Source organism: Nitrosospira sp. NRS527, from assembly GCF_018406445.1.
GTDB classification, from domain to species: Bacteria; Pseudomonadota; Gammaproteobacteria; order Burkholderiales; family Nitrosomonadaceae; genus Nitrosospira; species Nitrosospira briensis.
This window is the reverse complement of the sequence record NZ_AP024515.1, coordinates 918,362-936,784: the sequence shown is the minus strand read 5'-3', so window position 1 is coordinate 936,784 and position 18,423 is coordinate 918,362. Positions and strand designations below refer to the sequence as shown.

At 53.4% G+C, this 18,423-nt stretch carries 17 protein-coding genes; 6 read left to right on the top strand and 11 right to left on the bottom strand.

Annotated elements, in window-relative coordinates; translation table 11 throughout:
* Positions 1 to 6: 6 nt before the first annotated feature.
* The 5 genes from nuoC to djlA form a co-directional block, all read right to left on the bottom strand.
* Entirely contained in the window at positions 7 to 1,785 is a 1,779-nt protein-coding gene (nuoC, locus tag KJS40_RS04215; protein WP_213539180.1) for an NADH-quinone oxidoreductase subunit C/D, read from the bottom strand.
* Positions 1,786 to 1,788: 3 nt separating this feature from the next.
* The gene (locus KJS40_RS04210) at positions 1,789 to 2,385 is read right to left on the bottom strand and encodes an NADH-quinone oxidoreductase subunit B (protein WP_213539708.1); all 597 of its coding nucleotides are present in this window, start codon (positions 2,383 to 2,385) and stop codon (positions 1,789 to 1,791) included.
* Between the two features lie 89 nt (positions 2,386 to 2,474).
* Positions 2,475 to 2,900 (bottom strand): NADH-quinone oxidoreductase subunit A, encoded by a 426-nt coding sequence (gene ndhC / locus KJS40_RS04205; RefSeq protein ID WP_213539179.1) that lies wholly within the window; start codon positions 2,898 to 2,900, stop codon positions 2,475 to 2,477.
* A 520-nt stretch (positions 2,901 to 3,420) separates the two neighbouring features.
* Positions 3,421 to 4,431 (bottom strand): 2-hydroxyacid dehydrogenase, encoded by a 1,011-nt coding sequence (locus KJS40_RS04200; RefSeq protein ID WP_213539178.1) that lies wholly within the window; start codon positions 4,429 to 4,431, stop codon positions 3,421 to 3,423.
* A 297-nt stretch (positions 4,432 to 4,728) separates the two neighbouring features.
* Positions 4,729 to 5,505: a co-chaperone DjlA gene (djlA, locus tag KJS40_RS04195; protein WP_213539177.1), complete on the bottom strand. Its 777-nt coding sequence runs from the start codon at positions 5,503 to 5,505 to the stop codon at positions 4,729 to 4,731.
* A 143-nt stretch (positions 5,506 to 5,648) separates the two neighbouring features.
* Here djlA and KJS40_RS04190 point away from each other — a divergent pair, with 143 nt between their 5' ends.
* Positions 5,649 to 6,383: a glutathione binding-like protein gene (locus KJS40_RS04190; RefSeq protein WP_213539176.1), complete on the top strand. Its 735-nt coding sequence runs from the start codon at positions 5,649 to 5,651 to the stop codon at positions 6,381 to 6,383.
* A gap of 161 nt (positions 6,384 to 6,544) precedes the next feature.
* Here KJS40_RS04190 and KJS40_RS04185 read toward each other — a convergent pair whose 3' ends face one another.
* The 3 genes from KJS40_RS04185 to KJS40_RS04175 are packed head-to-tail and all read right to left on the bottom strand — an operon-like array spanning position 6,545 to position 8,300.
* Positions 6,545 to 7,183, bottom strand: a complete 639-nt coding sequence (locus KJS40_RS04185; RefSeq protein WP_213539175.1) for a GNA1162 family protein — start codon at positions 7,181 to 7,183, stop codon at positions 6,545 to 6,547.
* Positions 7,180 to 7,614, bottom strand: a complete 435-nt coding sequence (locus KJS40_RS04180; protein WP_213539174.1) for a DUF4810 domain-containing protein — start codon at positions 7,612 to 7,614, stop codon at positions 7,180 to 7,182. The genes KJS40_RS04185 and KJS40_RS04180 overlap by 4 nt, the downstream gene beginning before the upstream one ends.
* Positions 7,615 to 7,619: 5 nt before the next feature.
* Positions 7,620 to 8,300 (bottom strand): CsgG/HfaB family protein, encoded by a 681-nt coding sequence (locus KJS40_RS04175; protein WP_213539173.1) that lies wholly within the window; start codon positions 8,298 to 8,300, stop codon positions 7,620 to 7,622.
* A gap of 272 nt (positions 8,301 to 8,572) precedes the next feature.
* Between KJS40_RS04175 and ettA the strand changes: the two genes are divergently transcribed.
* Positions 8,573 to 10,237 (top strand): energy-dependent translational throttle protein EttA, encoded by a 1,665-nt coding sequence (gene ettA, locus KJS40_RS04170; RefSeq protein ID WP_213539172.1) that lies wholly within the window; start codon positions 8,573 to 8,575, stop codon positions 10,235 to 10,237.
* A 161-nt stretch (positions 10,238 to 10,398) separates the two neighbouring features.
* Here ettA and KJS40_RS04165 read toward each other — a convergent pair whose 3' ends face one another.
* Complete coding sequence (locus tag KJS40_RS04165; protein WP_036575441.1) at positions 10,399 to 10,728, bottom strand: hypothetical protein; 330 nt, start codon at positions 10,726 to 10,728, stop codon at positions 10,399 to 10,401.
* 220 nt (positions 10,729 to 10,948) lie between these two features.
* Positions 10,949 to 12,172, bottom strand: a complete 1,224-nt coding sequence (locus KJS40_RS04160; RefSeq protein WP_213539171.1) for an FAD-dependent oxidoreductase — start codon at positions 12,170 to 12,172, stop codon at positions 10,949 to 10,951.
* 247 nt (positions 12,173 to 12,419) lie between these two features.
* On the opposite strand from KJS40_RS04160, the gene KJS40_RS04155 reads away from it, so the two are divergent.
* A complete protein-coding gene (locus KJS40_RS04155; RefSeq protein ID WP_213539170.1) occupies positions 12,420 to 13,376 on the top strand; it encodes a formylglycine-generating enzyme family protein in 957 nt (318 codons plus the stop codon).
* A 77-nt stretch (positions 13,377 to 13,453) separates the two neighbouring features.
* Here the strand turns inward: KJS40_RS04155 and murA are convergent, their stop codons facing one another.
* Positions 13,454 to 14,704, bottom strand: a complete 1,251-nt coding sequence (murA, locus tag KJS40_RS04150; RefSeq protein ID WP_213539169.1) for a UDP-N-acetylglucosamine 1-carboxyvinyltransferase — start codon at positions 14,702 to 14,704, stop codon at positions 13,454 to 13,456.
* 342 nt (positions 14,705 to 15,046) lie between these two features.
* Here murA and KJS40_RS04145 point away from each other — a divergent pair, with 342 nt between their 5' ends.
* The 3 genes from KJS40_RS04145 to KJS40_RS04135 all read left to right on the top strand — a co-directional run bounded on the left by KJS40_RS04145 (position 15,047) and on the right by KJS40_RS04135 (position 18,400).
* Positions 15,047 to 15,436 (top strand): RidA family protein, encoded by a 390-nt coding sequence (locus KJS40_RS04145; RefSeq protein WP_213539168.1) that lies wholly within the window; start codon positions 15,047 to 15,049, stop codon positions 15,434 to 15,436.
* On the top strand, positions 15,433 to 17,541 hold the full coding sequence (recG, locus tag KJS40_RS04140) for an ATP-dependent DNA helicase RecG (protein WP_244859690.1): 2,109 nt from the start codon (positions 15,433 to 15,435) through the stop codon (positions 17,539 to 17,541). The genes KJS40_RS04145 and recG overlap by 4 nt, the downstream gene beginning before the upstream one ends.
* A gap of 139 nt (positions 17,542 to 17,680) precedes the next feature.
* On the top strand, positions 17,681 to 18,400 hold the full coding sequence (locus KJS40_RS04135; RefSeq protein ID WP_244859689.1) for an ABC transporter ATP-binding protein: 720 nt from the start codon (positions 17,681 to 17,683) through the stop codon (positions 18,398 to 18,400).
* Positions 18,401 to 18,423 lie beyond the last annotated feature (23 nt).

Genomic DNA, 18,423 nt, shown 5'->3' with positions numbered 1-18,423 from the left:
TTCGCCTCAGCGGTCCACGTCGGCCATGACAAAATCAATGCTACCCAGAATGGCGATCAAATCGGAAATCATCAGCCCGCGGCTGATCAGGGGAATCATTTGCAGGTGCGGAAAAGAAGGTGTGCGGATGCGTACCCGGTAGGCCATGGTGCTACCGTCGCTGATCAGGTAATAGCCGTTGTTCCCTTTGGTCGCCTCGATGCCGACGAATGCTTCGCCGGGCGGGATGACCGGTCCCCAACTCACGCCCAGAAAGTGATTGATGAGGGTCTCGATGTCATGCAGGGTGTACTTCTTGAGCGGCGGCGTGGTCAATGGATGATCCGCCTTATAAGGCCCCGCCGGCATATGGTTGAGGCACTGCTCGATGATGCGCAGGCTCTGGCGAATCTCCTCGGCGCGAACGGCACAGCGGTCGTAACAATCACCATGCTGGCCGGTGGGTATATCGAACTCGAACTGGTCATAGCCCGAGTAAGGCCGCTCCTTGCGAAAATCCCACGCAAAACCGCAGGCACGCAGACCCGGCCCCGTCACGCCCCACTCAATCGCCTCATCCACTGTATACGTACCGATGCCGCGGCTGCGTGCCTTGAGGATGCGATTGCCCAGCGCGATCTTGTCATACTCGTCGAGCCGGGGGGGGAGATAATCGAGGAAGTCGCGCACCAGCCGATCCCACCCATCAGGCAGATCCTGCGCCACGCCGCCGATGCGATACCAGCTCGGGTGCATGCGGCCTCCGCAAATCGCCTCGACGACATCGAATACCCGCTCCCGGTCGCTGAACATGAAAAATACGGGCGATAACGCGCCCAGATCCTGTGCATACGTACCGTAGAACACCAGATGGCTCGCGATGCGGAAAAACTCGGCCATCATCACGCGAATCACCTTTACCCGCTCGGGCACTTCGATGCCCGCCAGCTTTTCCACCGCCAGCACATAGGGAAGGTTGTTCATCACCCCTCCCAGATAGTCGACGCGGTCGGTATAAGGGATGTAGGTATGCCAAGATTGGCGCTCACCCATTTTTTCCGCGCCGCGGTGATGAAAACCTATATCGGGCACGGCGTCGATGATTTCTTCCCCATCGAGTTGCAATACGATGCGAAAGACGCCATGCACCGATGGGTGGTTGGGTCCCAGGTTGAGAAACATGAAATCGGTGCTTTCATGTGCACGCCGCATTCCCCACTCTTCCGGATGGAAGCGTAGCATCTCCTGCTCAGCATCCCCCTTATCCTGCGGTAACCGGAAAGGTTCCATTTCCGTGGCGCGAGCGGGATGATCCTTATGTAGCGCGTGGCCTTTCCACCAGGAGGGCAACAGGATACGGCGCAGATGTGGATGCCCCGTGAAAACGATGCCGAACATGTCCCATATCTCTCGCTCATACCAGTTCGCTGCAGGCCAGATGCCGGTGATGGTGGGCACCAGCAGATCGTCAGCAGAAAGCGCGAGCTTGAGACGGATGTCCGCGTTGCGCTCGAACGACAGCAAGTGATAAATTACAGTGAAATCACTCGGCGGCTGATCGCCCCGGTGAACGCGGGTGCGCTCGTCGATGGCAGTAAGGTCATACAGCATGCGATAAGGACGCTGCGCCTCCAGTTTCAGGTAGCGCAAAACATCGCACACGCTATTCCGCACAACCCACTGTGTGGGCATACCATCGCAGGTTTCCTGCGTGGCCCCGATTGCCGCGCCAAAGCGGTCCTTCAATTCCGCAAGAATGCCGGGAACGTTCTGTTCCAGGACAACGCTGGATGAAGGCGCGCTCAAGGTTCAAACCTCGTCGGGACTACGCAACACTGTCTCGCGCATTCTCCGCGTTCTGTTGATATCCCGCTGCGACGGCCGGGCCGACCGCTCGACCCCTTGCGGTCCGATGACCCAGCTCAGCGGACGCCTTTCCTTGCCAATCGCGTCCTGGAGCAGATTCAGGCCCTGCATGAATGCATCCGGACGCGGCGGACACCCTGGAACATAAATATCCACCGGGATGAATGCATCCACCCCCTGTACCACGCTGTAAATATCGTACATACCCCCCGAATTTGCGCAGGAGCCCATCGAGATAACCCAGCGCGGTTCCAGCATTTGCTCGTAAAGCCGCTGGATCACCGGCGCCATCTTCATGAATACGGTGCCCGAGATGACGATCAAGTCGGCCTGGCGGGGTGAGGCGCGGATCACTTCGGAACCGAATCGGGCAATGTCATACTTGCTGGTGAAACTCGTGGCCATCTCCACGTAACAACACGAGAGACCGAAGTTGTAAGGCCAGACGGAATTTTTGCGGCCCCACGCAACGAGGTCTTGCAGCCGCGCCAACAATACACTGCGTTGTCCGTCTTCTTCGATACCATGGTTGCTGCGCATGACTGGCTGGTGGCGTGGCGGCTCAATTGACCCAGTGGGCTCGCGGGACTCGATTGGCACGGTTGACTCAGCCGCGTTGGTTACCTTGCTCAGCGACCATTGCATCGTTTGCTCCCCCTTTGTCCATGGGAACGATGTCCGCTGGAACCCCAGTCCAGCGCGCCCAGCATCCATAAATAAGCCAGTGCCGCGCCCAGAACACCGATGAAGATAACCACCTCGATATACCCAGCCCAGCCCAGTTCGCGAAAAGCAACCGCCCAGGCAAAGAGGAACACGGCTTCCACGTCGAAGATCACAAAGAACATTGCGATCAGATAAAATTTGGCGGACAGGCGCAATCGCGCAAAACCGACGGTGACAACACCGCCCTCGAACGGCTCATCCGCCGCCCCAGCCCGGTGGCGTTCACCAATGACATGCGAAAGCAACAGGACTACGCCCATCAGCGCAATGACGAGTAGGAAGTAAGCCACCAGAGGCCAGACCTCAGTCAATTGTACCGGCGTATTCACGGACCAGGCTCCTTGGACTTCCGTCCTTTAGTCGATCCTGGCGAGACCCAGGATGTAGAGCTTTAGTCTGGTTCATCTCGCAGGTGTGTTCTGTACGATAGCCAACAAACAAAGCCGGGCCATGGCTTATTCATATCAACCGTCGAGAATTATGATCGAGGAACTGGATAAGCTTTCGGCTGCGGGATTTGTTCAGGAGATCCGAAGAGAATGTTCCTGGAATATGCGATCCGAATCAGCCAAAGTATCTGGATGATGGATGAAAAATTTGTTCTGCCACTGGCGAATGCATAGCTGTATGGCGAGGGAGATATGACGAATTCGGGACAGGACGCAGTAAAGTATGGGCATGCGCGGGATTTGCGATGCTTCCGGTAACTTCACTCAATTCAAGCTGGATCAGGTGAATTGCGACCACATATACCGGTACTCTTCTCGTCCGGGCGCCGGTTATTCTGCGGCAATGGCGGCGATGAGGACGGCGATGAGAACCTCCGCCGTTGGCGCTTCCAGAGGTTCTTCAGCTCATTCTTAATAGCGCCGGCGTCACCTCGTTCCGACATATGCCATCGCGCTCGAAGGTGCTGATGTTTTGCAGGGTAGTTTGCGCAATGCTGGATAGGGCATCAACGGTGAAGAACCCCTGATGCCCGGTAATCAGTACATTTGGAAAAGTCAGTAGGCGCAGAAACACATCGTCCTGTATCACCTGATCAGACAAATCCTGAAAAAACAGATCTCCTTCCTGCTCATACACATCCAGGCCCAGGTAACCGATTTTCGATGACTTAAGCCCTTCAATCACCGCCTGCGTATCGATCACCGCGCCACGACTGGTGTTGATCAGCATGATGCCCTGCTTCATGCGCATGATTGCCGCTCTACCGATTAAATGGTGAGTTTTCTGGTTCAGCGGGCAATGCACCGTAATGATGTCGCTGTCTGCGTAGAGCTTTTCCAGCGGAACATATTCCACACCCAGCCTGATGCATTCAGAGCTGTGCTGCGGATCATATGCAATCAGGCGGCAACCAAATCCGTGCAGTATTTGAACAACTGCCGTACCGATACGTCCCGTACCGATTATGCCAACTGTTTTGCCGCGCAATTCAAAACCAAGCAACCCCTGCAATTCAAAATTACCGCTGCGCACACGATTATAAGCTTGGCAAAGACGCCGGTTGAGCGCCAGCATCAGTCCTACACAATGCTCTGCCACCGAATGCGGTGAATAAGCCGGAACGCGCACGACATGAAGCCCCAAGTCAACCGCCGCCTGTATGTCGACATTGTTGAAGCCGGCACAGCGCAGGGCGATCAGGCGCGTGCCCTGGGAGAACAGAATCCTTAGCACATCGGCATTGAGCGTATCGTTCACGAATATGCACACGGCGGGAAAGCCCTCCACCATCTTCTGCGTCTCTTCGCATAACGGCAAATCAAAAAACGCTAGTTCATGTCCGATGTTAAGATTGGCCGCCTCCAAAAATTGACGGTCATAGGGTTTTGCACTACACACGGCAACTTTCATTTCAACCTCTCGACTAAAATTACCTGAACCGGACTAAAAACCCGATCCGTTTAACCTAAGTCCGGTAGTTGGACGGGGTGAAGTGTACGGTTTTTGAGGTGCAGGGCAAGGCGCAATGACGCGGAATGGTCGTTCCATTCCAAGGAGTTGCAACGCAGCCATGTGCCGCAAAAACTGTGCAATTCTCCCCGTAGCGACCTCACCCGGAAGGTGAGCATCAAATAAATATGAAATATTGTTATTAATCAAAACACCAACCTATTAAATGAGCGGTCAACTACCGGATTTAGGTTAAATTTACATATTTCGGCTCTTTTTAATCAGGTCATAAGCGGTCTGTACTTCCTGAGTTTGTGCGGTAGCCACAGCAATCATATCTTCCGGGACCCCCTGCCCCATTAATTTGTCGGGGTGATACTGGCTTATCAGCTTCCGATAGGCACGTTTGATTTCCTGGTCGCTGCCCTCCTTCTTTACACCCAATGCTTTATAAGCCTCATCCAGTGCGTTGGCGGAAGATACCCGGCCACCCGCAAAATGTGACTGGTTTAAAACCATCTCCAGCAGTTTTGAAAACGCAAGCTGATCATAGCCCAGGCGGAGCGCAATACCTTTTAATAAGCTCTCCTCAGCCGTATCCATCCGCCCGTCGGATAGCGCCATGACAATGAGGTAAACCAGCAACATCTGCTTCAGGCTATGGGTGTGTCCGCAGACAGCGATAAATTCGTTCAGCTTCGGCTCAAAATCAAAATCCGGCTCCGCCCCCTGCCTGAACAGGGCAATCGCGCGCTCACGGTGTTCGGACGACATCTGCAGCTTTTGCATGAAATCTTCAACATGGGTGATTTCATCCTGCGAAATATGGCCGTCCGCTTTGGCAAGCTTTCCCATCAGCAAAAAAACAGCTTCGATAAAAACCGACTGCCGATGAGCATTCGTAAATGGATTGACCGCACCCGAGCCGTAAGCTACGTAACGGTCGACGATACCCCCGACGATATAGCCGATCAATGCGCCGAAAATGCCGAAGAAGTGATAACCTAATAAAACCCCGATTATTTTGAATAACATGATTCCCGCTGATTAATTTGAAAAAATTGATTTTGAATCAGTTTACCGAAGCCTTGCGCAGTTCGCAGCAATATATCCGCCATGAAACGGCAGAATTATCCCGATAATTGACGTCGATGCACGAAGCAAACAAGGAGGAAACCATGATTGAATTGCATTCGAGCCCAACGCCTAATGGCCAGAAGGTGATGATCATGCTTGAGGAGATGGGAGTCGAATGGAAGCATATCGACGTGAATATCGGCGTTGGTGAACAGTTCGAGCCCGAACACCTGAAGCTCAGCCCCAATAACAAGATTCCTGCCATCGTGGATACGAACGGACCAGGCGGTGGACCCTACACAATGATGGAATCGGGCGCTATCCTTGTTTATCTCGCCGAGAAATCCGGAAGATTCATGCCAAAGGATGCGCGCGGGCGCTATGACACATTGCAGTGGCTGTTTTTCCAGGTAGCGCATATCGGGCCCATGTTCGGCCAGGCTAATCACTTCAATGGCCAGGCGAAGGATAATCAGTACGCCCGGGATCGCTACAACAATGAATCGCTACGTCTGTACCGGGTACTGGAAAACCGCTTGAGCAAATACCAGTGGCTTGCTTCCAGCGAATATACTATCGCCGATATCGCCACTTATCCGTGGTGTAAAGGGCATAAGGATCGCGGCATCGACAGTGTTGCTTTTCCCAATTTCATCCGCTGGTTCGAGGCCATGGAAGCACGCCCGGCCGTACGGCGCAACAATGAAATGGCAACCGAAATTCGCGAACGCATGGAAAAGGCGGCCGAAAATCGTCCACACATCAATATTTACGATACCAGGGATAATGCCGAGCGCCTCACCCGAGCTACATCGCCGAGGAACAATGGAGGGTAGAAAATACTTGCGTTTGTGTGATTGCATCGGCGAAAAATTTCTGAATATCCGACTCGTTGAACTGGCATCACTCAATCGCCCGATCCAGACATCAGGCTTTGCTTGGATCTTGAAACTGCAAGCAGATTAATCGTGATGCTAACTGCTAACTGCACTGCGCGTTAAAACTTGTCCTGATCCCTGCCATAATCGGCGTTATAAGGCCCGGCGGGCAAGCCTCGAGGGGGTATGAATGCCTGGTTATTTGCCTGTCTCGCCAGCGGAAGATAATCGGCAAGCATAGCTGTTATCGCGGCGCTTACCGCCATGCTTATCAGGTCGCCTCCCCCGGAACTTTGGGCAACCTGTTGTTTTGAACGCCATAGGACAGTACCCGTTTTAGTATCCTTCAACTCGTAATCCATCTCCACGACGACCGTCGAGGCGAGAACGATATATTTGCTGCTCCAATCCTTGATAGTAATAAACAGTGCCGCGTCTGCCCCGAATAATTCAAACAAACGTTGCGTATCCAGTTGGTGGATATGCCCGGCCTCAGCCAGTCCGAAATCCCGTAATACCAGATCAGTCAGATATATCGGAAAAACGTAATAGCCACGTTCTGCCAACGGCCTTGTGATGGTAGAGACAAAAACGGATGGTGCGCTGATTTCGGTCGTCTCGTTAAGTACCGGCACAATCACTATCGAACGTGGTTTATATGTGTGGAAGGCCGATAGATCAATTTTCTCTGGCTGCACGGCACAACCGGAAAGCAGGTTCAAAGCGACACACGCAGCAATAGCCAGAATTGACTTCATGGCTGAGTTCCTTGAGTTATGGCTGCCTGTGGCTGCTGCTTTTCAGCAGAATCAGATTCCTTTTGCTTGATGCGCTCAATCAGTTTGGTCATAAAGGCGTCAGATTCCGGAAAAATGCGTTTTTCTTTTTCAAAATAGGCAATCGCTCCTTCACGATCACCCCGTTTGAACAATAAAAAGCCGTAGTCCGCATACGCGCCGGGGGGAATTCTTAAATTTTCCTGCTCGGCCTTAGTGATGGTTTCGAGCAAATAAGCATCGGCTTGTGGATGGTTCTGGCTGACATAGCGGTCATGTAGCCCATCCTCAAACCGACCCCAATGGTAGATGGATGGCGCGCTACAACCTGCGAGGCCCATTGCGACGACCAGAATCAAAAACCTGGAATAGATCCGTTCAGGATCACTCAGGGAATAGTGATCGTTTTTCATATTTTTTACTTCCCCATTGCGCGGCGTGCATCCAGGGTTTGCGCCACGCTGTTAATCATATTGACGATTGCGGCATCAATCGCTTTTCCTTCCAGGGTTGAATCAAAACCCGTCGCACCACCGAAGCCGAAGGTGCTGCTGGATGACAAATCCGCTTCTCCCGAGCCTTCCTGTGTATAGAACAGTTGACCCGTCTTGGGATCGACCAGCCTCAATACAACACGTGCCCGCGCTCGTTGCGTTTTTTGCTTGCCCACTAACCATGTATTTCCGGTGGTATCTCGCCCTAACTCGGCAACCGAACCAAGAATCAAGGCATCGACCCCTTTCAGATTTTGCTTGAACTGCTCTTTGCTGATGCCCATCAGGTCAGCTTCCGCTGCCAGCTTGCCAATGTCCTGCCGCTCGACCACGTTGAAACGTTGCGTTGCCATCAGGTGCCGGGCCAGCAGATCAGATGCCTGCTTTCCGATACGGTCACCGGAAGCATCAGTAAAAAGACCACTACCGTAAATTGATTCATTGGTGAAACGCGCGATACCGACTGTCATGCGTTCGGCGGCAGGCAAAGGCCGTGCGGCCACCCTAGGCCCAGGGTCTTTAACGCCTTCTTGCACTGTGCGGGTAGGGCTTGCACAGGCACTCAACATCAATACTGCGCATACAATCGATAATCTTGTATTCATGTGGCCTCGCCTGAATTTATGTAAACGGGATCAGTAACCAACAATCGGAATCTGTTTAAGGGTCGAGATATTAACTCATACTCAGCAGTTTGAAAATAAAGGTTCCAGGAATTTTTTTTCTTATCGCCTGTTGGCGTTTGCGGCATTATCAAGGCAATATTTCAGACCTTACCCGGAAGGGAGAATGGTCTGCATAACTGGGTTTATGTCATTCTTTTGTCTGTCGGTTCTCCATGCGTTAAACTCAAGTATTTTGCTGATCTGATATTTTTATGGCTCAATACGTACTCACCATGAATCGAGTGGGCAAAGTTGTCCCGCCCCGGCGCACGATTCTCAAGGATATTTCCATCAGTTTTTTTCCGGGCGCAAAGATAGGGTTGCTTGGCCTGAACGGTTCCGGTAAATCAACCGTACTGAAAATCATGGCAGGCCTGGACAAGGACATCGAAGGCGAGGTGACGGCGATGCCCAACCTCAATATCGGCTATCTTCCGCAGGAACCGCAACTCAACCCCGTGCAGACTGTGCGCGACGCTGTACAGGAGGGACTGGGCGAAGTGTTCGGTGCGCAGCAGAAGCTGGAAGAGGTCTATGCGGCTTATGCCGAGCCGGACGCAGACTTCGATGCGCTGGCGTCCGAACAGGTCCGGCTGGAGGCTATCCTGGCCGTCAGCGGCGGAGATGGAAGTCAACAGATGGAGATCGCCGCCGATGCGCTACGCCTGCCGGAATGGGATGCCATTATCGGAAATCTTTCGGGTGGCGAGAAACGCAGGGTAGCCTTGTGCAAACTTTTACTATCCAAGCCCGACATGTTGCTATTGGACGAGCCCACCAACCATCTGGATGCGGAATCAGTGGAATGGCTGGAGCAGTTCCTTACCCGGTTCCCCGGCACTGTCGTGGCAGTCACGCATGACCGCTACTTCCTCGACAACGCTGCGGAGTGGATACTGGAACTGGACCGTGGCCATGGCATCCCCTGGAAGGGCAACTACAGTTCGTGGCTGGAACAGAAAGAAAATCGCCTGAAACAGGAGGAATCGACTGAGTCTGCTCGCCAGAAAGCGTTGAAAAAAGAACTCGAGTGGGTCAGGCAGAATCCCAAGGGGCGTCAGTCCAAATCCAAGGCCCGTATTGCGCGCTTCGATGAACTTAACTCGCAGGAATACCAGAAGCGCAACGAAACGCAGGAGATATTCATCCCTGTCGCGGACAGGCTCGGCAATGAAGTCATCGAGTTGAAGGGAGTATCCAAAGCGTATGGAGACAGGTTGCTGATCGACAACCTGAGCTTTAAAGTGCCGCCGGGAGCCATTGTCGGGATTATCGGACCCAACGGGGCGGGAAAATCCACCCTGTTTCGCATGATTACGGGAAAAGAGCAGCCGGACTCGGGAGAATTAACGGTTGGCACAACCGTCAAGATCGCGCATGTGGATCAATCGCGTGACGCCCTCGAAAGTGGAAAAACCGTATTCGATACCATTTCAGATGGACATGATATCCTCACCGTCGGCAGGTATGAAACGCCTGCTCGCGCCTATCTGGGGCGTTTCAACTTCAAGGGGGCGGATCAGCAGAAGAACGTCGGCAATCTTTCAGGTGGCGAGCGTGGCAGGCTCCATTTGGCAAAAATGCTCATCTCCGGTGGCAACGTCCTGTTACTGGATGAGCCTTCCAATGATCTGGACGTGGAAACGCTGCGGGCATTGGAAGATGCATTGCTGGAGTTTGCCGGATGTGTGCTGGTCATCTCGCACGACCGCTGGTTTCTCGACCGTATTGCAACTCACATCCTGTCGTTCGAGGGCAATTCACAGGTCGCGTTCTTCAGTGGCAACTATCAGGAATACGAAGCCGACAAACGGAAACGTCTTGGTGAAGAAGGCGCAAAACCTAAACGGATCAGGTATAAACCGATTAACCGGTAATATCGGCAGACGGCGTTGACCTCAGGTCGGCTTCTGCATCGCACCTGTGTCCTCTGCTCGGGCAATCAACACCCCACGGACTCTAAATGGAGGAGAGGGGTTCCCCGGTAAGCGTGACTCTGCCAGCAGCCTGACCCCGATGTCAGCCCTCACCACCATCGTTAATAGCGGCCTGGAAGCTTGGGGCCTGTGCCGCTGTCTCCTTCATCGTCGTCATACCTTTCCGTTCCGTCGGTGCTGTATCTTGAGTTGTCATACTTGGGGGTGGTCTTGGTCGCGGCCCGATCTTTTTTACTCCATTTCTCTTTTATGCTTTCGTCCTGGTTCGGGGAACCCGTGTCCCTCACGGCCCCGGAATCACCGGGCGCTATCGAATCCGGCATGTCGTAATCACCCTCAGCCGCATGAACTATCCCGGTACCGGCCACGCCGAAAACCAGCGCGCTTGCCAGTGCCAATAACTTAGCTCTCAATTTTGTAGAAAATTTCATGGCTGCATCCTTTATCAACTCAGCAATATTGCTGCGATTTAATTTATGTGAATTTTCCGGAGGGTTCGGTGCGCTAGCGCACCAACTATCAGTCGGCCATAAAAAAAACCGGCATGTGATAGTTTAATCGACCGGCAGGGATGGTGCCTTCGAGTTCCCGGGGAAAACAAAACCAACGTGCCAACTGACATGCCGTGAGCAGATTAGCGATCGGTCCAGCTCAGCGAGGCCATATGTCAGGCGTCTTGACATGCTCGGGACGAAACCCGATACCGATTAATCGGGCAGGAATCCACCTCAGCAAGGGAAAGCGCGCAAGTAGACGGAAAAAAATTGGCGGCGAAAGAGAATCATCGCCCAGTAATACACGGCCAATGACCTGTTTCTGGAGAAAGAGCTGCAATCGCTGCGTCATGCGCGTTGGCCAGGCGCGACGCTGTTGAATCCGCCGCAGCGCCGTAATAGTAGGTCTATCCTCCCGTAACGGCGCGGCCAGTGCATTCGATGCGGCAATTGCATCCTGAATTGCCAGGTTGATTCCAACACCGCCGATTGGGGACATGGCATGTGCCGCGTCACCAAGGCAGAGAAGGCCCGGGCAATACCACTGATGCAGCCGATCGACCTGAACAGTGAGTAGCTTGACCGCTTCCCAGTCTTGCAGTTCACCGACACGATCAGCTACAAACGGTGCCAGCTCCGCAATCGTGTCGCGTAATGACGGCAACCCTCGCTCGCGAACCTGCGCATAGGAACCTTTCGGGATCACGAAACCGCATTGCCAGTAGGCGTCCCGGTTCAGCATGACAAAGACCCTGCCCGCATCGAAACGTCCGACAGGATCTTTCGGATCCCCGGCGCGCCGAGACAGCCGAAACCATAATACATCCATAGGCGCGCCATACTCGATACCCTTCAGTCCGGCACGCGCACGCACAGTGGAATGCCGGCCATCCGCTCCGACCACAAGGCTCGCATGCACGTCCAGCAGACCCTCCGGTGTCACCGCCTGCAACCCGACGATACGTCCCTCCTGCTCGATGAGTCCAGTCACTTCAGCGTTCATTCGCAAGCTGAACGTAGGATATCGAGCTGCCCGTTCAGCAAGAAAACTCAGGAAATCCCACTGCGGCATAAAAACGATAAAGGGACATCGGGTTTGCAAGTAACCAAAGTCAGCCACCGTCAACGCAAGCGCGCCAAACTGACCATTAACCCGATGTGCTTTTTGATGCGGCAATTCCAGTAGCGCTTCGAGAAATCCAAGCTCATGCATGGCTTCCAATGTGGATGGATGGATGGTATCCCCTCGAAAGTCCCGCAGAAAATCCGCATGCTTTTCCAGAACCAGCACCTCAACACCCGCGCGAGCCAATAGCAGCCCCATCATTATGCCGGCCGGACCCCCACCCGCGATGCAACAGCGAACCGCTACCGTATTCATTTTATCCGGAGCAATTAAAGGAATTAGGAAAGACTACGCTTGAATTCGGGATTTAACAAATGATCGCTTTAATGGGAATTGGGCCCCCTCTGCAAGTCTATTTTTCCCCATATCTGGCTGGCATCAGCTACCATATAGGCTGGAAGCACTCATGATAGTGGCTATGTGCCATGCACCCCGGCAGCTATGCTCCCGGTACCCACACATGAATCGAAAAAATCCCCCCATCCGCGTTCAAATGGAATTCATGAAATCAGTTTTGTCTACTGTCCTGCTCGCCTTGGTCTTTGCAGCATCTACCGAAGCGGGTACATTCGCATCCAGTGCCCAGCCCGATTATAAAGATAATGCCGTGAGGGGAATGACCACCGGCGAATTCAACGATAAACGCATGCAAATTGCGGAAATACAGGAAAGAACCCGTGGCGATAATGGCGAGACATTTGAAGGTAAACGCCGGATAGACGGTCATATGGCTCAGAAAGTAATACTAGCGGCAACAACGAGCGGCATACGATTAACCTCCCAGCATGAGGTAGGCAAACAGCAGCAAACGGTACAAACGGTAGCTTTATCCAATTCAGCCGGACGTCAGAACGAAGACGGCGGAGCTTGTTCCGAGTGTCCTGAAATGATACCCATTCCGGGCAATAAATTTGCGATCGGGAAATATACCGTCACTTTCAAAGAATGGGATGCTTGTGTGGCGGCGGGGGGCTGCGGGGGATATCAAGCCCCGGACAATGGCTGGGGACGCGGCAGCAGACCCGTGATCAATGTGAGCTGGGACGATGCACAAGCTTATATACAGTGGATATCGGGAAAAACCGGGAAAGCCTACCGTCTGCCGACTAAAGACGAATGGGAAATCGCCGCGCAGGCGGGCTCAACCAGCGACTATTACTGGGGCAACGATGTCGGACGTAATAATGCCAACTGCGATGGCTGCGGAAGCGAGTGGGATAACAGAAAAACCGCGCCGGTAGGTAGTTTCAAGCCCAATGCCTTCGGGATATACGACATGATGGGAAATGTCTGGCAATGGACGGATACCTGCTGGCAAGGCAATTGCGCAAAGCGTATGTTTTTTGGCGGCTCGTGGAATCACCGGCCTCAGGACATGCGGGCTATCACCCGCAACTGGTTCGATACGAACAAACGCATGCGCTATCTGGGTTTTCGTCTTGCCATGACATTGCCCTGAAGTGCGCAGCAGCTTGCAAAAGCGTCTGGCCGGTTCATATTTCGCCGCTTTTTTGGCCAATAGAATAACTGGACTTGCTAGTTTGCTCGTCTGATTTTCGCCCCCAACCGGGATAGCTTGTCCTCGATGTGCTCATAGCCGCGATCGAGGTGATAGATACGATCAATGATGGTTTCACCCCTGGCAATCAGTCCTGCCAGTACCAGGCTGGCGGAGGCGCGAAGGTCAGTGGCCATGACATTGGCGCCGTCGAGACCGGCCACGCCACATACTACTGCAGTGTTGCCCTCGACCTTGATATCGGCATTCATGCGTTTTAATTCCTGCACGTGCATGAAGCGATTTTCGAATATGGTTTCGGTAATGATTGCAGTACCCGTGGCGACGCTGTTCAGCACCATGAATTGTGCCTGCATATCGGTAGGAAACGCCGGATAAGGCGCGGTTCGCAGATTTACCGACTTTAATGGATTATTCATTTTCAGATATATCCAGTCTTCTCCGGATTCAATCGCCGCACCTGCCTCCATCAGCTTGTCGAGCACCGCATCGAGCGTGCCGGAGCGGGTTTGCCTGAGGTGTATCTCGCCGCCGCTGGCAGCAGCGGCGACCAGGAACGTACCGGTCTCAATGCGATCGGGCATGACGCGATACGTTGCGCCATGCAAGGCCTCCACGCCCTCGATCGTGATGATATCGGTGCCGACGCCATGAATTTTCGCACCCATTGCGATAAGACAGTTAGCCAGATCCGTTACTTCCGGCTCTCGCGCTGCGTTTTCGAGTATGGTCGTCCCATCGGCCAGCGTTGCCGCCATCATCAGGTTTTCGGTGCCGGTGACAGTGACGATATCCATGACGATGTGCGCACCGTTGAGGCGCTTGGCCTTTGCATGAATGTAGCCATGCTCGATATCGATCTCCGCACCCATCGCCTGCAACCCTTTGATATGCTGGTCAACAGGCCGCAGGCCGATAGCACAACCGCCCGGCAGCGACACGCTTGCCGCACCTGCGCGCGCCAGCATCGGGCCCAGCACCAGAATTGCGGCACGCATGGTTTTTACCATCTCATAAGGCGCAACCAGATGAGAAAGTTGCGCGGCAGTCAGTTCTGTCCTGTCGTCGTTCGCTGCGACGCCGATGCCCATCTGCTCAAGAAGACTCAGCATGGTCGTTACGTCGTTCAGATGCGGAACGTTCTCTATCGTGAGGGTTTCACCCGTAAGCAAAGAAGCGCATAGAATTGGCAAGGCAGCATTTTTTGCACCCGAAATGCGGACTTCTCCGAAAAGAGGCTCGCCGCCCTGTATGATCAGTTTTTGCATAGACTGTTACTTATAAGTTATGAGCAATACATGCGCTACTTATTATCGGATTAGCGATAATAAGTTTCTCAAGCCCGATATTGCGGCAATATGGACGCGTGTAAAATTCACGTTCCGCTGAAGGTTGATCATATGCCATGTGAATTTTGTGTCCGCACCTTGAGGCTGATGATAAGTCTATAAGTGCATTCTATTTTTTTAGTGGCAATGATGAGTATCGAGCTTGGGATTTTACGGTTGAAATGTGCGGAAATTCCCGTCATCATATCGCAAAGCCAACCTTCATAGTTCCAAATTTGCAGGCCTTTAGAGCGAAGTCACATTACAACCCGAGGAGAATACATGAAAAAAAAGACAATACAAACTATGGATGCGCCCCAGGCAATCGGCACCTATTCCCAGGGGATACGTGTAAGCGGCGGAGATACGGTTTATGTTTCGGGCCAGATCGGCCTGGACCCGATTTCCATGCAGATGGTAAATGGAATCGAGGAGCAAATCCATCGGGTATTTTTAAACTTGAATGCCGTGGCAGCGGCAAGTGGCGGTGCCCTCGGCGATATCGTCAAATTGAATGTCTATCTGATAGACCTCGCCAATTTTCAAAAAGTAAACGAAATCATGGCCAGCTACTTTGATGCGCCCTATCCGGCACGCGCTGCAGTAGGCGTAGCGGCGCTGCCGCGTGGCGCGCTGGTGGAAATGGACGCGGTGCTGGTATTGCCGGGGTGAAGGGCAACACAGAATGTACTCCCACGCCTCATGCCCCTTCTCATCTGGGCAGCAAGACGGTGCAGGAGAAACTCGTCAAGCTGGGCATTGCCGATGAGTTCGATCTGGTGCTGCACTTGCCGCTGCGCTATGAAGATGAAACACATCTTTATCCCATCAATGATGTGCCTGCCAGCAAGACAGTACAGGTCGAGGGCGTCATTACCCGCAGCGAAATCATGTATCGCCCCCGCCGGCAACTCGTTTGTCAGATAGAAGACGGCAGTGGCACGTTGTTTATGCGTTTCCTCAATTTCTACGGTAGCCTGGCGAAAACATACTCCGCCGGCACGCGAGTGCGATTGCTTGGAGAAGCCCGGGCAGGTTTTTTTGGCGTTGAAATGGTCCATCCAAAATGCCGGCTCGTGGGGGAGCAGGAACCGCTGGCCGATGCGCTGACGCCGGTTTATCCCACCACTGCCGGACTTTCTTCGGAAACGATACGCAAGCTGATCCGTCGAGTACTTCAGCAGACCGTGGATGCAGGCAGTCAATGGGACTATCTTTCGGAAACGCTGCCTGATGCGGTATTAACGCATTATCAGCTCCCGGGTTTCGAGGACAGCGTCTTGTTCCTGCATCAACCTCCACCGGATGCGCCGGTCGCTCTATTGCAGGAACGTACCCATCCCGCCTGGCGCCGGATCAAGTTCGATGAACTGCTGGCTCAGCAATTGTCCATGCGCTTGCATTATCGGCAGCGCCGCAGCGGCAGCGCACCCGTTCTGTCTTCCAGAAACAAGTTGACTGAAGCACTGCTGGCATCGCTGCCGTTTGAACTCACCAGCGGGCAGAAAAAGGCTTTTTCTGAAATCAGCCGCGATCTGGCTGTGGCCCATCCGATGCAACGACTGTTGCAAGGAGATGTAGGCAGCGGCAAAACCGTCGTGGCGGCATTGGCCATGTTACAAGCCATCGAAAATAATTATCAGGCCGCACTGATGGCCCCGACCGAGATCCTTGCTGAACAGCATTATCAGAAGCTTTCCGCCTGGCTTGCTCCGCTCGTGGCTCATCTGGACATGACGATTGCCCGGTTATCCGGCAATCAGAAAAAAAAACAGCGGGAAATCATGCTGGCCGATATCGCCGAAGGTAAAGCCATGCTTGCCATCGGCACCCACGCACTATTCCAGGAGCAAGTCGAATTCGACAGACTGGGCCTTGTGATCATTGATGAACAGCATCGGTTTGGCGTTCACCAACGGCTGGCATTACGAGAAAAGGGCACGAAAAGCGGCGCCAGACCGCATCAGTTGATGATGAGCGCCACGCCCATTCCGCGCACCCTCTCGATGAGCTATTATGCCGACCTTGATGTGTCGTTGATTGACGGGCTGCCGCCCGGCAGAACCCGGGTCCTGACCAAGCTGGTCGCGGATACGCGGCGCCATGAAGTCACCGCCCGTATTCAGGAAGCCTGCCGTGCGGGCAAACAGGCCTACTGGGTTTGTCCGTTGATCGAGGAATCCGAGGCCCTGCAACTCAAGACAGCCCTGGAGACTTACGAAACGTTGAGCCTGACTTTCCCGGAATTGAAAATCGGCCTGGTGCATGGACGACTCCCCTCCCAGGAAAAGTCGGCAGTGATGGAATCATTCGCGCAAGGTGAGATCCATCTACTGATCGCCACCACCGTTATCGAGGTAGGAGTGGATGTGCCGAATGCCTCGCTAATGGTGATCGAACATGCCGAACGTATGGGCTTGGCACAATTGCATCAATTAAGAGGTCGCGTGGGACGGGGAGCAGAAGGAGGGATATGCATATTGCTGTATCAGAAGCCTTTATCCGCGACGGCCCGGGAGCGGCTCAAAATTATTTTCGAGCAAACCGACGGTTTCGAAATCGCGCGTCAGGATTTGCGCCTTCGCGGTCCGGGCGAGTTTCTCGGTGCCCGCCAAAGCGGTGTACCCCTGCTGCGCTTTGCCGATCCGGAACAGGACGCGGATTTACTTGATGCGGCTCGCACCGCCGCCGAGGAATTATTGCGTGACTATCCGGAAGCTGCGAAACACCATCTTCAGCGTTGGATGGGAAGAAAAATTGAATACCTGCGGGTATAAAAAGCACCGGTATCGACGTTTGTGATTCGGATTGCTTCATGAATTAAACATGGCGCCACAAATGGAGAGAAAGGTTGTTTTACAGATCAGGAATCTAAATCTTCGATATCCCGACAAAATACTGTGCCAAAACCTGAGCTTGACCATCAATCCAGGCGAATGCTGGGCAATACTCGGCCAGAACGGTTGCGGCAAGACGACATTGATCCATGCATTGGCCGGTCTGGGCCGCGCCAATGGAAACGATGAGCCACCGGTAATAGTGGCGGGAAAAACGCCACAAGCCTGGTCTCAGCGCGAACTTGCCCGCATTCTGGGCGTTATGCTGCAGGAAGAGTCGGGCGAGTTCTGGGGAAATGTACATGAATATGTGTTGCTTGGACGATATCCCCATGCCCAAAATATGTTTGGCTGGCAGGCTGTCGACCACGAAATCGCAAGTGAAGCCATCAAGGAAATGGAATTGACCGAACTCACCCGCCGTCCATTTATTACGCTTTCAGGCGGCGAGCGCCAGCGCGCGCGTATTGCTTTGTTGCTCGCCCAGGCGCCACAATGTTATTTGCTGGATGAACCGCTGCAACACCTGGATCTGCGCCATCAAGCGAGTGCAATGAGACGATTCAGCAAATTGGCCGCTCAGGGCAAGGCGCTCGTCATGGTGCTCCACGATATTGGCTGGGCAAATCGCTTCTGCGACCATATTCTCATGCTGTTCGACAATGGCCGCACCATTGCGGGAACCACTGAAGAAGTACTTAGCCGGGATAATCTCGAAGCACTTTACCAGTGTAATATGACAGAATTCGTTCTCGGAAGCACCCGCCATTTCGTGCCGGAAACGATGCCGCGTGTATAATCCTAAATCCGGCAGTTGACCGC

Coding starts and splice junctions, on each gene's coding strand:
- KJS40_RS04210 (WP_213539708.1), bottom strand. CDS start 2,385: ATGCGCAGCAACCATGGTATCGAAGAAGACGGACAACGCAGTGTATTG.
- KJS40_RS04200 (WP_213539178.1), bottom strand. CDS start 4,431: ATGAAAGTTGCCGTGTGTAGTGCAAAACCCTATGACCGTCAATTTTTG.
- djlA (WP_213539177.1), bottom strand. CDS start 5,505: ATGTTATTCAAAATAATCGGGGTTTTATTAGGTTATCACTTCTTCGGC.
- KJS40_RS04190 (WP_213539176.1), top strand. CDS start 5,649: ATGATTGAATTGCATTCGAGCCCAACGCCTAATGGCCAGAAGGTGATG.
- KJS40_RS04185 (WP_213539175.1), bottom strand. CDS start 7,183: ATGAAGTCAATTCTGGCTATTGCTGCGTGTGTCGCTTTGAACCTGCTT.
- KJS40_RS04180 (WP_213539174.1), bottom strand. CDS start 7,614: ATGAAAAACGATCACTATTCCCTGAGTGATCCTGAACGGATCTATTCC.
- KJS40_RS04175 (WP_213539173.1), bottom strand. CDS start 8,300: ATGAATACAAGATTATCGATTGTATGCGCAGTATTGATGTTGAGTGCC.
- ettA (WP_213539172.1), top strand. CDS start 8,573: ATGGCTCAATACGTACTCACCATGAATCGAGTGGGCAAAGTTGTCCCG.
- KJS40_RS04165 (WP_036575441.1), bottom strand. CDS start 10,728: ATGAAATTTTCTACAAAATTGAGAGCTAAGTTATTGGCACTGGCAAGC.
- KJS40_RS04160 (WP_213539171.1), bottom strand. CDS start 12,172: ATGAATACGGTAGCGGTTCGCTGTTGCATCGCGGGTGGGGGTCCGGCC.
- KJS40_RS04155 (WP_213539170.1), top strand. CDS start 12,420: ATGAAATCAGTTTTGTCTACTGTCCTGCTCGCCTTGGTCTTTGCAGCA.
- murA (WP_213539169.1), bottom strand. CDS start 14,704: ATGCAAAAACTGATCATACAGGGCGGCGAGCCTCTTTTCGGAGAAGTC.
- KJS40_RS04145 (WP_213539168.1), top strand. CDS start 15,047: ATGAAAAAAAAGACAATACAAACTATGGATGCGCCCCAGGCAATCGGC.